Annotated in this window: 10 protein-coding genes and 1 tRNA gene; 10 read left to right on the top strand and 1 reads right to left on the bottom strand. The window is 39.8% G+C overall.

Annotation, left to right across the window (positions count from 1 at the left end):
• Nucleotides 1-96: 96 nt before the first annotated feature.
• From H0W62_14575 to H0W62_14565, 3 genes are all read left to right on the top strand, one after another.
• Nucleotides 97-645, top strand: coding sequence for a DUF308 domain-containing protein (locus tag H0W62_14575; GenBank protein MBA3649743.1), 549 nt, complete (start codon nt 97-99; stop codon nt 643-645).
• Nucleotides 646-757: 112 nt separating this feature from the next.
• Nucleotides 758-1,807, top strand: a complete 1,050-nt coding sequence (locus H0W62_14570; protein MBA3649742.1) for a hypothetical protein — start codon at nt 758-760, stop codon at nt 1,805-1,807.
• 27 nt (nt 1,808-1,834) lie between these two features.
• Nucleotides 1,835-5,059: a glycosyl hydrolase gene (locus H0W62_14565; GenBank protein MBA3649741.1), complete on the top strand. Its 3,225-nt coding sequence runs from the start codon at nt 1,835-1,837 to the stop codon at nt 5,057-5,059.
• Nucleotides 5,060-5,076: 17 nt separating this feature from the next.
• Here H0W62_14565 and H0W62_14560 read toward each other — a convergent pair whose 3' ends face one another.
• A complete protein-coding gene (locus H0W62_14560) occupies nt 5,077-6,267 on the bottom strand; it encodes an aspartate aminotransferase family protein (protein MBA3649740.1) in 1,191 nt (396 codons plus the stop codon).
• 123 nt (nt 6,268-6,390) lie between these two features.
• Between H0W62_14560 and H0W62_14555 the strand changes: the two genes are divergently transcribed.
• The 7 genes from H0W62_14555 (at nt 6,391) to H0W62_14525 (ending at nt 16,098) form a co-directional block, all read left to right on the top strand.
• A complete protein-coding gene (locus tag H0W62_14555) occupies nt 6,391-6,897 on the top strand; it encodes a hypothetical protein (GenBank protein MBA3649739.1) in 507 nt (168 codons plus the stop codon).
• 48 nt (nt 6,898-6,945) lie between these two features.
• A tRNA-Phe gene (locus H0W62_14550) sits at nt 6,946-7,018 on the top strand.
• Nucleotides 7,019-7,208: 190 nt separating this feature from the next.
• Nucleotides 7,209-7,553: a hypothetical protein gene (locus tag H0W62_14545; GenBank protein MBA3649738.1), complete on the top strand. Its 345-nt coding sequence runs from the start codon at nt 7,209-7,211 to the stop codon at nt 7,551-7,553.
• 107 nt (nt 7,554-7,660) lie between these two features.
• Nucleotides 7,661-8,578: a hypothetical protein gene (locus tag H0W62_14540; protein MBA3649737.1), complete on the top strand. Its 918-nt coding sequence runs from the start codon at nt 7,661-7,663 to the stop codon at nt 8,576-8,578.
• Complete coding sequence (locus H0W62_14535; GenBank protein ID MBA3649736.1) at nt 8,551-14,184, top strand: hypothetical protein; 5,634 nt, start codon at nt 8,551-8,553, stop codon at nt 14,182-14,184. The genes H0W62_14540 and H0W62_14535 overlap by 28 nt, the downstream gene beginning before the upstream one ends.
• Nucleotides 14,185-14,186: 2 nt before the next feature.
• A complete protein-coding gene (locus H0W62_14530) occupies nt 14,187-15,677 on the top strand; it encodes a T9SS type A sorting domain-containing protein (protein MBA3649735.1) in 1,491 nt (496 codons plus the stop codon).
• 103 nt (nt 15,678-15,780) lie between these two features.
• Nucleotides 15,781-16,098, top strand: coding sequence for a hypothetical protein (locus H0W62_14525; GenBank protein ID MBA3649734.1), 318 nt, complete (start codon nt 15,781-15,783; stop codon nt 16,096-16,098).
• Nucleotides 16,099-16,187 lie beyond the last annotated feature (89 nt).

Genomic DNA, 16,187 nt, shown 5'->3' with positions numbered 1-16,187 from the left:
CTTGACCTTAACTAAAGCAATGATTACGTTAAAAATAAAGATTAAACACCTTGTACATACTTTTCCTTCTTTTAACTTTGATACCAAACACCTCTCATGAAAGCTTATTTTATTGATGAATTAGAAGAAAACCGAAGATGGATAATGCTACTGGGAATTTTCCTGATTATATTAGGCATTATTGCACTCTCTTTCGCCATGGTTGCCACATTGGTAAGCGTGCTTTTCTTTGGAATGATTTTGATAATAGCCGGTATTGTGCAGGGTATATATGGCTTCCGTCCGGCGGAAACTAAAAGCGGATTAAACTTTGAATTGATCTTCGGCATTCTTTCCATTATTGCCGGTGGTTTAATCGCAACCAATTTCACGGCTACGGCTTTTTCCATGACAATAGTTCTTGCAGCGTTTCTAATATTAGGCGGTATTTACCGCATCATTGTGGCAACAACAAATGAGTTTGCAGGAAAATCATGGATCCTGTTTAGTGGTATCTTGTCCTTATCGCTGGGAATCCTTGTTTTTATAAAATGGCCTTTCTCTGGCTTATATGTTATTGGGTTTGGTATTGGTGTTGATTTAATGTTTTTCGGAAGTGCACTAATTAAAATCAGCAGTGCTGTAAAAGATGTGGAGCATATTTAACTTAACTTCAAAATTGGAAATGAATCCATCTCTATTTCCTTGTTAAGATACACCTCTTAAATAATCGTAAATTCTTCCTTCGGAATGAATTAATTTCGTCACCTGCTATTACATGATGTTTAACTTAAAGCTATCGGCGGACCAGGTGAATTACCTGAATATTGGCCTGATGATCATTTCGGCAATAACGGCCTTTATATTTCCCTTTGAAACTTTTCTTGTGGTATATGCAGTGCTTGGCCCATTGCATTATCTAACGGAAATTTCATGGCTTCATGACCGTCACTATTTTACAAAAGGTAAATACGACTTTATATTACTGCTTGCTGCCGGGGTACTTATTACGTTAGCTTCCCTTCAGTTGATTCCCCGCATAACACCGGGAATGGCAACCGCTATTACTTTTTTCGCCTTCAGCACAGCGCTCATCTTTGTTCTGGTTAAGAATATTTATACCCGGCTCTTGCTTATCTTTTTATTATTTCCTCTTTCAGGATTGGTTGTTAAAAGTGATGCATTAAGCTCTGTATTCAGTGTTTTTCTTCCCACCATAATTCATGTTTTTATATTCACCGGTCTCTTTATACTTGTGGGTGCCCTTCGGGGAAGAAGCATTTCCGGAATCAGTTCTCTTGCAGTATTTATTTTATGCACGATGAGTTTCTTTTATTTATTTCCTGAAAGAACCGGCTATATCGTTTCTTCTAATGTCAAAAATAATTACCATGATTTCCAGATGTTGAATTATTATTTAATGACACCCTTTACCAAACATGATTTTAATCAGCCGGCCAATATCCAGGAATACTTTCAGTTCGTTAACAATGCACTCTATCAGAGTCGTTCTGCTTTTGCAGTAATGGCATTTATAGGGTTTGCCTACATGTATCATTATCTGAACTGGTTTTCCAAAACATCTGTAATCCAGTGGCATAATATTTCGAAGTCACGTCTTGCAGGAATTATAATAATATGGCTTGCCTCAATTGGTATTTATGCTTATGATTACAAATTGGGATTAAAATGGCTGTTTTTTCTCAGCTTTTCCCATGTGCTGCTGGAGTTTCCTCTCAACCATCTTACGTTTATCAATATCGGTAAAGAGTTCAATAATATTTTTACTGGAAAAAGACCTGCCGTTAAAAAGGTTGCTGCCCGATAATTCTATACTTACACCAAAAATATACTCATGAGAGTTCAGTTAGTCTTTATTGTATCGATCCATTCTTTCTTATTCGCTTCATACGGTTTTGCACAGAAATCTTCCTCCAAAAAAGTGAGCAATGCCGCTTCCACGGAAGTATTCAGCAGGCAGCTATATTCCGGAATGAAGTGGCGAAATATTGGACCCTACCAGGGTGGACGATCGCTGACTGCCAGCGGAGTAGTTGGAAATCCGCTTATCTATTATCTTGGTGCAACAGGAGGCGGTGTATGGAAAACCACTGATGCAGGGAACACCTGGGTCTCTATTTCCGATTCAAATTTTCATTCAGCATCAGTAGGAGCATTGGCTGTTTCCGCCAGTGATCCCAATGTAATATATGCTGGAATGGGTGAAGCAGCCATTCGTAATACTGCTATAATGGGTGACGGAATTTATAAATCCATCGATGCAGGTAAAACATGGAAACATGTGCTCACTCTTGATGCGTCAGCAACAGGAAGAATTATCATCCATCCAAATAATCCGGATGTCGCTTTTGCGGCGGTGATGGGGAAAATGTTTGGGGTAAATAAAGAGCGCGGAGTATACAGAACAAAAGATGGAGGTAAATCCTGGCAGCAGGTGCTTGTAAAAAATGACAGCACGGGAGCTATTGATATTGATTATGATCCCACAAATCCTAACATTATATATGCATCCCTATGGCAGGTAAACCGAAAGCCCTGGAAACTTACCAGCGGAGGAACAGGAGGTGGATTGTATAAGAGCATTGATGGAGGCGATACCTGGACATCTCTTTCACAGAACCCGGGCATGCCCAAAGGATTGCTGGGAAAGATTTGCATTGCAGTTGCGGCTTCAAACCCGCAAAGGGTATATGCAATGGTAGAAAATAAAAATGCCCGGTTATATAGAAGTGATAATGGCGGAAAAACATGGGACACTGCATCTGCAAAAAATGACCTTACTCAAAGACCATGGTACTTTTCCGAAATATATTGTGATCCTAATAATGAAAACCTGCTTTATATAAGTAATGTAGAGTTCTGGAAATCTATAGATGGAGGAATGTCATTTTCAAAAATAACACAGGAACATGGAGATAACCACGATGTGTGGATCAACCCGGATAACTCTGATAATTTTATTATTGCTGATGACGGAAGTGCTACAGTGACATTTAACGGTGGCAAAACCTGGACCCGCGAAGACTTGCCGACCTGCCAGTTTTACCACGTAAACCTCGATAACGATTTCCCTTACCATGCATACGGAGGACAGCAGGATTGGGGGCCTGTCCGAATTGCAACCAGATCATATGGTTCAACTATTGGTGCAAGCGACTGGTATGTGCCCGCAGGTGGCGAAGCAGGCTATATAGTGCCTGACCCGACTGACCCCATTGTATCTTATGGAGGTGAATACGATGGCATAATGACCCGTCACGATAAAAATAACGAGCAATTTCAGGTAGTTTCAGTCTATCCGCTTATTAATGACGGCTGGGGAGCAGATTTTTTAAAAAACCGCTTTGCATGGACTTATCCAATTGCTTTTTCACCATGGAATCCTAAAGAGCTGTTTTGCACTTCACAATATATCCATCGGTCTGTAAACGGCGGCATGAGCTGGGAAACTATATCACCAGATCTTACCCGTAATGATCCCTCAAAGCAATTGCAAAGTGGAGGACCTATTACACCCGATAATACAGGCGCTGAAATTTATTGCACTGTATATGCTTTTGCAGAATCTCCGGCCAAACAGGGTGAACTTTGGGCTGGAAGTGATGACGGCCTTATACATTTAAGCACCGATGATGGCAAGAACTGGACAGATGTTACTCCAAAAGTTTTACCTGCATGGTCAACAGTAAGCATCATTGAACCCTCCCATTATGATGCAGGCACCTGTTTCTTTGCAGCGCATCGTTATCGCCTTGATGATACCCATCCTTATATTTATCGAACTACCAACTATGGAAAATCCTGGGAAATGATCACCAGGGGATTACCTGCTGATGTATATACGCGATGTGTGCGGGAAGACCCCAATAGAAAAAAGTTGCTTTATGCAGGAACTGAAACGGGTGTATATACTTCATTCGATAATGGTGATCACTGGCAGTCGCTTCAGCTCAATCTTCCTGTAACTCCTGTTCATGATATCCAGGTAAAGAAAGATTTAAAAGACCTGGTTATAGCTACACACGGAAGAGCATTCTGGGTGCTCGATGATTTAAGCCCGCTCTACCAGATTAACGATTCTATATCCCATTCTGCCTATTGGCTTTACCAGCCCAATCCTGCCATTCGCATGGACGGAAAGCAACTTGAGGCGGAAAGTGATGAAGTCGTTCAGCGGCAGGAAGGAACAAATGCACCAAACGGAGTAATAATTGACTATTATTTAAAACGAAAACCAAAAGGAGAAATTAAACTGGCTTTCTATACTTCAGGTGGCGATAGTATTATTGCTTTTTCCAATAAAATTGATAAGTACGGAGAACCATTGAAAAACAAACCGGATTTCTATGAAGACCCAAAACATAAAAAGGATATTCTTCCGGCTGACAGTGGCATGAATCGTTTTGCATGGGATCTGAGGTATCCGGATTCCCGGCATATTGAGGACGAGTATTGGGGAAATGAATCACTTAAAGGCCCGAAAGTAATTCCCGGAAATTACATTGTGAAACTCATGAAAGGTGATACGTTGCTGATGCAAAGAAGCTTTTCCGTTATGTTAAATCCAAAAGTAAAATCTTCTGTTGAAGACCTCAATTCGCAGCAGGATTTAATGATGCAGATCAATAAGAAACAAAATGAAATCATTAAAACCATTTTACAGATTCGCGGTGTGCAGGATCAGGTTAATAATTTTGTCAATAGCTTCAGTGACACCACTAAAATATTAACGCTCAAAAAAATTGCTGATCCTTTAATTGATTCGTTGCAGAAAATACAGGACACGCTGATAAACTCAAAGATTAAAGCCGGAGAAGATGATCTTCGCTATCCTATGCAGCTTATAGAGCGCTATAACGCTTTACAGGATTTTATTCGGAATTCAGATACCCGACCTACGCAACAGCAATTTGCAGTACTCACAGAACTTAACAGCAGGATAGCTCCAATAATGACTCGTCTCCAGAATATTTATAGTTTACAAGTACCTGCATTTAATAATGCGGCACAACAACTGCAACTTAAGGTTGCAGATCCGGAACGGGTTATAAAAGAATGAGATTATTGTTGTTATTATTATTTCAGCACTTCATCAATAGAGCTTAAAATAATTTTACATATCTCTGTTATTTGCTCTAAAGAAATAATCAATGGAGGAGCAATACGCATGCATTGTGGAGCAAATAAAAACCAATCCGTCAATACCCCTTTTTTAATACATGCCTGAACAATCTTCTGGTTTATCATTTCATTTTCAAATTCTAAACTAATCAGAAGTCCTGCACTTCTGAAGCTCTTAATAGCAGGATGCTGCAGATTGTTTTGGAAAAGAATTTTTTTTTCCTGAACACTATCTATCAATTTTTCTTCTATTAATACTTCCATAGCGGCTTTTCCCGCGGCACAGCAAACAGGATGCCCTCCAAAGGTGGTGATGTGGCCTAAAACAGGATTGTCAGTTAAGGCAATCATCTTTTCTTTCGAAGAGATAAAAGCTCCTAAAGGCATTCCGCCGCCAAGTGCTTTTGCTAATAATATTATATCAGGAATAAATTCATATTGTTCGAAGCAGAATAATGATCCTGTTCGGCCAAATGCGGTTTGACATTCGTCCAGAATCATTATTGAACCGGTTTCATTACATCGGTTTCTTACCTTTTTCAGAAAATCATTTTCAGGAACTATCACTCCTGCCTCGGCCTGTACCGGCTCAAGAATTACAGCTGCTGTTTCATTACTTATGTAAAGAAGGTCGTCCTCATTGTTGAAATGTAGTATCCGGTTCCCGGGAATCAGCGGACGAAAGGCATTGCGCCAATATTCATCACCCATTACGCTTAAGGCACCCTGTGAGCTGCCATGATAGGAATTGCGAAAGGAAACTACTTCTGCCCTATTAGTCAGCCGCTTGGCAAGCTTTAATGCTCCTTCGGTAGCTTCCGTGCCGGAATTTGTAAAGTAAACGCAATTCAAGTCGATGGGAAGGTGATCAGTGAGCATTTGAGCAAATTGCACTTGAGGCGATAAAACAAATTCACCATACACCATTACATGCAGGTACTTTTCCAACTGGTAATTAATTGCTTTGATCACATTAAGATTCCGATGGCCAATATTGCTTACACTGATACCGGAAATCAGATCCAAGTATTTTTCTCCCGAAAAATCATATAGAAAAATGCCTTCAGCCTTTTCGATTTCAAGCAGTAAGGGAATGCCTGAAGTTTGCGCAATACGATTTAAAAAAAGCTGTCTGTTATCTCCCATCTTAATGGTATTTCTGCTGTGATTTTAACCGGATTTTTAATTCTGCACAATAAATACGCTGATTAAACTAAATAAAAATATTGCCGGATAAATCTACTTTTTCGTTTAGATAACTTTTACGGATTGAAAAAAATTTTATACCTGGTAAATTATGTAAATATTCCTTTGCTGGCAGAAAAACAAGATCAATTCCTCGTCCTTGAAAGCATTCCTAATAAGGTCTGGAATCCGGTCTTTACTGCAGGGGTAATCACGTTTGTTTTATCCATGCTTTTCCGCGGCTTTTTTAACAGTGAGCTTGCTGTATTTCCTTTAGCACTTTCTACACTCATTTTGTTTTCCGGTGTTTGGATACTTTCTGCAAATGGAAAAATAGTATTAGATAATAATGAATCTAAATGTTATTTTATATACAAACACTTAGGATATTTTCAAAAGATTTATACTTATCCGCTCACTTCTTTTGATAAGGTTTTACTGACTGCGAAAGGGAATCAAAAATTCCTTTTGGGCTTATTAAGCGATAACGGAAAAAATGTTACAGTTGCCTATTCAAAAAACAAGGAACACTTATTATTAACCGGTAGAGAAATGAGCTCCTTTTTAAAAATTCCATTGCAACTGGATTAATCCTTTCCACTTTTATTCAAATCTTTTACTTTTGCATTCCTTTACCAGGGTGGGGTAGCTCAGTTGGTAGAGCGAAGGACTGAAAATCCTTGCGTCGCCAGTTCAATTCTGGCCCTCACCACTCTCAAAGCCGAATATTCATTCGGCTTTTTCCTTGGTGCGACAAACCTCCTTTGCGTTCCAATATTCTTTTAGTAACAAAAGTTGATGAGTTTGTATAATCTCAAATTAAACCTTGATAGTTTTATATGTCTCTAGGTTAATTTGAAACTTCACTTCTCACCCTTTTTACAATAAACCCTATTCTCTCTATGAAACTTTTCTCCACACTTGGTGTGCTTTTTTTAAGCGTGCTTTTTTCAAAAGCCCAAACGAAGATCCTCGATTCTTCAATCGACTGGTTTTCCGGTAACCTCACCGTATTCCTCTCTGACAGCCTTCCAGTGCAATCGGTACAGGTACTCATCGGCTCAGCTCCTGACAGCAGTGACCTATCGAATCAAACGTTCACTTTAGGAACCAACTTGACCGAAGCAGATAACATGCTTGTTCTGCCACTTGGAAGCTTTTCTCATGGTGACTACTACCTCGACCTTCTTCTAACCACTGAAGCAACTACCGTGGAAGAGATGGAGTACAAAGCATCGTACTTCTAAGCAAACCATATCGCACCATCATCTTAATGTAGTGTGGCATAGATACGTCCACACCTCAATGCACTTAATCATTTCTCCTACCACTATTCTCAACCTGATTCACCTCCATGAAAAAACTATTACTCACCTCACTACTCTTTTCCCTATTCTTTTCGATTTCATCAAATATTTACTCACAGCGGAACCTCTACTGGAAGCCGCAAGGTGCTTCCACCAGTATGAAGGTTAAAGGGAACTATCAGGTTGGAAGCTGCAGTGGTGGAATAGCAACTACACCACCGACCTTAGTTGATACCATCATCTTCAATAACTGTTCGGTAACCAGTGCGACCTTGGATTCAAACCTTACCGTTGCTAAGGTGACCATGACTTCACTATATACCGGCACCGTTTCGCTTAATACCGGCAAGACACTCACCTTTGATATCGGTAGCTTCAAAGGCGGCATCTTTAGTGGCGGCAGTGCTACCATCAACTGCAATAGCTCCTTTACCATTGATGGAACTGCTTTCACCAGCACTTCAGGCACCATGACCTTAGCAGGTGATGTAACCCTAAAGACAGGAAGCTTCACACATAACAGTGGTAAAGTTGTTTTCAAAAGAGCCTCTAGTACCACTACCATTGTTAATTCATCAGGTAATACCAGCCGCTATATCTTCTACGATGCTGAATTTACTGCTCCATCTCAAACAACTCAGTTCACTATTAAAAACATAACACTTGAGGTAGATCATAAGCTGACGTTGTCAGGTAGTAATCAACTCTTCCTGAATACCACTACCAGCTCTACCATTGAAGTACCTGGTAATATTCTAAGTTCCAATACAGCATCCGTTGGAGGTGGAACGGTTACCATCATCGTTAACGGCACCGGTACGCAAACCATTAATGATAACCAGGGCAGTAGTATCTCTGGTAAGATGCCAAATATTCAATTTAATAAAACAGGAGGAACGGTAACCTTAATGGGAAGAATAGGTATGGTGGAAGCACCATGTGGGAATATATCGCCGGAACAGTAAATGAAGGAAGTTCACGGGTGATCTGTTACTACAATAACACGCTGAAGAATAGCTCCAGTGGCACCATGAAGTTTTATGATCTTGAGATGTTTGGCATGGGTGGTGTTCACACGGTCTCCGGTACAGTCCAGGTAGCTGATACATTCCTTACTTCTCAAACTGCAGATTGCATTATCAATGGTGGCATATTAAAAATACTGAAAAACATAAAGTGGAATAACACTTCGTTCAATTCCATAGGTACCACAACCTTTAAATTTACCGGGACCAATGCTCAAACCATCTATGGTGCGGTTTCGCCGCAGTTGTATAAGGTGGTAATTGATAAAAACGGTGGACAAGTGACGTTGCAGAAGAACCTTTCTGTATCGAACAATATAGACTTGGTAAATGGTTATCTAATTACCGATACGGTGAATGTGCTAACCTTAAGAAGCGGTGCAACCGCCACGAGTGCTTCTGGCAGCAGCTTCGTGAAAGGACCAATAATTAAGGTTGGAAACAGTGCCTTTACCTTTCCAGTAGGAAAGGGAACAACGTATAAACCTATTGCTATCACAGCGCCTTCGGTAGCAACTGATGCGTTTCGCGCAGAATATTTTAATACTGGTCAAAGTGTTAGCATAAATCGGGATTCCCTGACATATATCAGCAAATGCGAGTACTGGATCTTAAAGAGGACTCTAGGTACAAGCCTGGTAAAGGTTACTCTCTATTGGGATAATAGTACCTGTGATATTGTAACAACTCAATCATTAAAAATTGCAAGATGGGATGGTGGAAAATGGAACAACGTTGGTCCTGTTACCATAAGTGGTACGGTAAGCAGTGGAAGCATGCAATCAAATAGCACAGTAAATGCCTTGAGCTATTTTACCATTGGTAAACGATCAAGTCAGGTTTATTCTCATGCCGGCAGTAATACAAGTATTTCCCTAGGTTCTACTGCTACACTTGGAGGCTCGCCATCTGCAACAGGTGGGGTTTCACCCTATTCTTATCAGTGGATTACCTCTTACGCTTTGGACAATGCAACCTCAGCTAATCCATATGCAACACCCTTTACGACGAATAAATATTATTTGCGCGTATCAGATGCAGATGGCTCAATTGGCTTCGATTCGGTGAATGTAACGGTGAATGGCTTTGATATTAAATCAGTCAAAAGATTTCCACTACTCGCTCAGGGTAGCATTTGGAGTTTAAATTGTACTATAACCGTTGAAGGTGCTGTTGGATCCGGCTTTTCAATTGATAGCATTTTTGCAAGTGACTCAGTACTTGTGAATACATCTTCAGTTAATTTAGCATTGCGGCATGCTGACACTGCAAAAACTAAAATTTCTCAACTGACTGCTACAGCAATATCATCCAATTTAAATAATGTAACTCAGTCTCCTGGTATTTATAGAATAACCGGAAATGTTACTCTAACTGACACCTTAACCCTGAATGGCAATTCAGATTCCTACTTTGCCTTCGATATAAATGGGTCTCTGACGGTAAATTCGGGAACTATTAAATTGAAGGGAGTAAATTTTAATCAGGTATTTTTTAGAGTTCGTGATAGTCTTAAAACATTAGGGACGGCAGAATTAAATGGCATATTTTTATCAGGAAGCAATGCCAATCTTGCCTCATTAAATGGTCAATTCACTTTGGCAACAATAGGATACATTGCCATTACGGGGTGCGGCGCTCATTTCACGGTGATTTTACAGCCCAATTTATCTCTCACTGCGCGAAAATGTGAGGACTATATAGGTAATAACGGTGAAAACATAGTCAAAAATGGTATAGGAATAGGCACAGGCCAACGCGTAGATCCCGGCCCTCCAACTAAGGCGCCTGCAATGCATCCTGATTTGATCCGCTATCCGGGTGGCAGTATTTCAAACTGGTGGAATTGGCAATCAGGATGGTTTCGAGGATATGATAACCCACTTTATAATACTAATTACGATCCCTATACTTTTACTGCTAATTCATCAAGTGCAGACGCTAGAAATTTTTTCGATCCCTATCCACTGCCTGACTACGCTAAAGATGATCTTCCATGGGATAACAGAGCTGCATCACCCCTACCGAATACCCTTCAGGACTTAAAGTATTTAACAGACGGAACTGCTGCCATGCCAATATTCGCACTCAATTTAATTACTTCGGACATGGGCACACAGATTGGAGAATTATTTAAAGCCCATTGCCTTAATCTGCCTATTAAGTATGCTGAACTCGGTAATGAATTTTATTTAGACGGTGATGAAACAAATGCATTATTTGAAACTGCTGGAGATTATGCACAAGCAGCTCATGATTGGGATGCAGAAATAAAAAAATATTTTCCGGATATTAAAACTTCCGCTGTCGCCGCTACTACAAAAAATGGTTCCCCCGATAGAAGAAATGAATGGAATACTCATCTGTTTGAAAGCAACTATATGAATAATATTGATGCACTGACCTTTCATGTCTATCCATCCTCTGGACTGAAGTCTACTGATGGTTTTAGTGATCCAGACCTCGATAACTATGACCTGACCACTCTGTGGACTAAGGTGCTTCCAATCGTGTTCAGCCAGCCCTTTGTAACTTACAATAGTTTAGAAACAGATAATGATCCGCAGCCACAGCTTTCATTGCTGGGTACTTATGATAAAGACGGATGGATCACTGAGTTTAATTTAGATGATGATACCTACGATCTCGGTGGCAGGTGGGCACACAGCTTGTTTGTTGGTGCGATGGCACTTAATTTTTTAAAAGATAGTAAAATCACCCATATTACCTTTCACACAATGATTGCTGATGCAGAAAAGGGCGGCTTATTCGAAGATGAAAATGGATTCGGCAGCGGCGGTCCCGCTACCATAAAATATGCATTGGCTGCTAGTGGTGCAGGGATAAGATACATAGCCTTAGCTGCCAAAAATGCACGCACAGCAAGGGAAATAACTTTACCTCAGGCGCTTCAAAATAAGGGTGCAGATAACTCTGAAAATCCAGGTGTCTATGGTTGGATGTTTAGCAGTGCTGCAGATCAATATCAGCCATACTCTTCTAGTGATAGCAATATAGCAGTGGTCTTAAATCTTAATTCTTCCACCACATTTATGTATACAAATGAATTATTCCCTTATGGCGGAACATATATTCAGGCAACGCAAGATCCAAATTATACTTCTTCTATCAATCCGCTTGGATACATTACCGGTCATTCTGGAGAAATAAAGGAAATATCCGGAACTCTGGGTACGTTGTATTCATATATTATTTTACCGGCCTTTAGTATAACGGTAATAAAAAATTCCTTAGTTAACATGCCACAGTATACCCTACTTCCCAATGTGCAGGTTTCGAATTCCTCCGTATGCCCTGGTGGCAGTGTTACATTGTATCTTAGCGGAGGAACTGAATATTTAATTTCTCCTTCTGCAACTTCCATCAATTACAGTAGACCGACTGCAACCGCGATAGTAAATCCTAGCGTAACAACGACTTATACTATTCAGGCAATTGCTCCCAATGCAATCAGTGGTTCTGTTACCGTTCAAATCAATGTCGGAAGCTTCCTCAACTATTCTGTAAGCACAAGTTCCTCAAATATCTGTCCTGGGGATGAGCTAACATTATCAAAATCCGGTGCCTCCGGTGCACTTTTCGATTGGTATCCCTCTGAACAGAACAATGAAGGAACTTCAGTCGTAGTATCTCCCGATGTAACAACTACCTATACAGTAACTGCAACTGATGGCAAGTGCTATTGCAATGAGCAAACGGTCACCGCTAACGTTTACCCTAAGGCCGATGCAGGGCCGGATGTGTATGTATGCACCAGCGGAAAAGATGATAACCATCCTGAACTAGGCGGAACTGTAAGCTATCCTAACCAAACCCTGGCGTGGTCTGGAGGCCATATATCATATTTAAGTCCAACCACTGCCGCTAATCCCGTGTTTACACCTCCAAGCAACACCAACAATGCAGGGGACTATACCTATACTTTTACGGCAACACCTCCCTCCTGCCCTGCTACTACTGACCAAACAACCGTCCATGTATTGAATTGCTGCACCGGCAGCGGGACCTATTACCCGTTCTCAGATGAATATTTACAATCAGGTCAGAGTGGAAGTAATTACTTGACGGCTTTTGACCTTGTTGAATTTTTAAATGGAACATATACTTACTTTACTCCAAATGGTATATCACTGGATGATGCAGCAGAAATTAAAAATTACAGCAGCAATATTACTATCAACGGGCTTTTCTTAATTAACCTGAACCTAACACTGAATAATTGTACAAATATTAATTTCGGACCGAAGGCAAAAATTATAATTGAGCCTAATTGCCAGCTAACTATTTCTAACGGTACACAATTAAAAGGCTGTAGCGGCACGTGGGATGGTATAGATATCGAAGGCAACCTGGTGAATAATGACGGGCTTATTATAAATACAACTGGAACGAGCCCCGTCATTAAGGATGCCACCACAGCCATCTTTGCTTCGAGGGATTCCCGAATGTCGATTAAATCCGCCATTTTTCAAAATAACAACCAGCATCTCCATCTTGAAGATTATCGCTTCGGCTTCGATGCAACGGTGACTGATAACACTTTTTCCGGAAGCAGCACTGCCGGAAGCGCCATATATGTTAATGGCATTTCTACATTCATATTTGGGGATGCGTCTGACTTGGGTTTGGCCAATACTATAAGTTCATCCACCATTGGTATAGAAGCGATCAACAGCAATGTGCAAAGCTACGGCACCACCATTAACATGAGCAGTAGCAACCCTGCGAGCACTTATGGAATCAAAATTACTGGAGGTGATGGATCAAAAGTTAATAACAACACAATTGGTTTTGGAAGCTCTGTAACCAACTATACCTCAGGTACCACAGGACTTTATATAGAGAACGCAACACAATTTGATGTGGAGCAGAATGAGATGGATGGCGTAGAAAAAGGAATGACACTTTCTTCATTATCCCTGAATCAAAGTTCTATTTACTGCAATACGTTCAATCATAACAAAAGAGGGTTTTATTTAATAGATGATGCGAATGCAGGAAATATTGGAGCAAGCAATAAGGCTTCAAATAATTATTGGACACCTACTTCTGGATGGTATGATGGTACTTCTCACGGTAGATGGCATACATATAATCAAAGTGCTAATGGGGCTTTTACAATTTTTTTCACAACTACGAGTTCAGGTTATTTAAATAGCGAAAATGGGGCTGCGAGCGGATTTGACCCCATGGGTAATGTTAGTCCCGTTAATAACCCAATATGCACACCACCCTCTAAAGAAAATGAAATTGATTCGCTGCAACCTTCACCATTAAATTTAATGAGTGTTATACCCAATCCTACAAAAACAGATTGTACCATCCTTTTTAAACAGGGTTTAGATAATACATCTAAAGGACAATTATTCGACAGTTGGGGAACCCTTATTGATTCTCATATCATTTCAGCAGGTGTAGATGAGTATAATATTTCATTGACTTATTTACCATCTGCATTATACTTCTTTAAGCTGGTAACTCAGGATGGAAAAATTTTTTGGGCGAAGATTGCTAAAATCAGATGAGTATGAAGTGTTATCTTACCCTCTGCGTGTTATTTTTCTTAAGTATGAATGCTACGTCGCAAAAGCAGGGAAATATATGGGTTGGTGGTTTCAAAGGGGAAATAACTTTTTTGAATACTGCTGAGAGTTCATCAAGGGCAGACAGCCAACTATTTTGGCGTACAAGTGCTAGTATCTGCGACAGTGAGGGCAAACTACTCTTTTACACGAATGGTTTTCGAGTATTTAATCAGTTAGGTGAAATAATGCAGAATGGTGACAGTCTTGCATTAGGCGATTATATTTCTTATGGATACGGATTCAATGCCACTCCGGATGGTGCAGTAATACTACCTCTTCCTTCAAATGATTCTAACTATTATCTGTTTTATAATGACTTGAATTACATTAATACAGAACTTGGCAATATTCTTTATCCAACCCATCTTTATTATGCAAAAATCTCATTTGGTAAAAACTATGGTTTAGGAACAATATTGAATGGAGAAAAACAAATTGTAGTGTTGACAGATACACTTACTGATTCTGGAATACAAGCTGTTAAGCACGGTAATGGAAGAGATTGGTGGCTTGTTTGTCACGAATATGGAAGTAACAGGTACTACAAATTCCTGATTGATTCTTCTGGAATTGAAGGGCCTTATATCCAGGATATTGGGATAGTTTATAAGCTGGTAAATGCACAAATAAGCAGCCCGATGAAGTTCTCTGCCGATGGAAGCTTATTTGTACATCAATCGCGTGATTCAAATATCGTGGAGCTGATGAATTTCGATAGGTGCACAGGCAATTTGTATAATTATCGTTCATTTCAAATTGATAGTGTATGGGTGCCGGCAAGAGGTGTAAGCATTTCACCTAATAATCAATTTGTATATGTAAGTTCAAATTTTAATGAAATTCTTCAATTTGATATTACCAAAGCTGATATTTTTAACACTAGACAGATAGTTGGCAGAGATAACGGAATCGAAGATCCCTTTCCTGCTAATTATTATTTACATCAATTAGGTCCAGATGGAAAAATATATATAACCCCATACGATGCCGATTATGCCTTACATGTAATTAATAATCCCGATTTACCAGATACCGCATGTCATTTTGTGGAATGGGGTTTCCCTTTAATTGATAGCACTACGTGGTTCGGTTGTGCACCCAACATTCCAAATTACAATTTGGGCGCTTTAGAAGGCAGCCTATGTGATACTGTCTTTACTTCATTGCCTATAGTTAAAGATGTTGTTTTTACACATGGCGTCTATCCCAATCCCTGCTATCAGAAAACACAACTGAGCATAACAGGAGTTAATCATGAAGTGCTTATCAGCATCTATAACACTATAGGAAATTTAATCTACAACGCTACGCTGCAACCAATAAATGGTTTTGTGCATGCTTTTATCAATCTATATGATCAGCCGCCAGGAGTTTACTTACTTAAAGCGAAAACAGACCGTAGAGAGGTAACGGAAAAGATTTTAAATGAATGATTTAAGTTTATAAAGACAACCACTTAACACTAGATAATTGCACCAATATCTCACAGTTCATCGATTCGAAAAAACTGCTTATTATCCATTGATAAACCGATTTTTGATAATTATTTTTATTCTGCTCACACAAAAGGGGTTTGCCCAGAAAGAAGCGAATCAATGGATATCATTTGAAGGCAGCGGCCTTGATTTTAATGGTGACAGCACCATTGCAGTTGCATTTCCAAGTGATATGCCAATCTGGAGATGCAATGCCAGCATCTGTGACAAAGATGGGAAATTGATGTTTTATACGAACGGCCTGGATATCTATAACCGGGATTTCCAGCTAATGAAAAATGGGAAGAATCTCAATTTAGGGGATTTCTCCTTTTCAGCCATTGATTTCTATGACACGGCCAAACATTTTAATGAGTAATTTTTTTCATAAGGTTCTCCGCGTTTAACCACAGCAAGAACGCGCGCCAGTAATTTGTTTTTGACTGCATTGAGTACGCTCATTTTGTT

This window comes from Chitinophagales bacterium, assembly GCA_013816805.1.
Lineage (GTDB): Bacteria > Bacteroidota > Bacteroidia > Chitinophagales > UBA10324 > MGR-bin340.
This window is presented reverse-complemented; position numbering and strand designations above follow the sequence as displayed.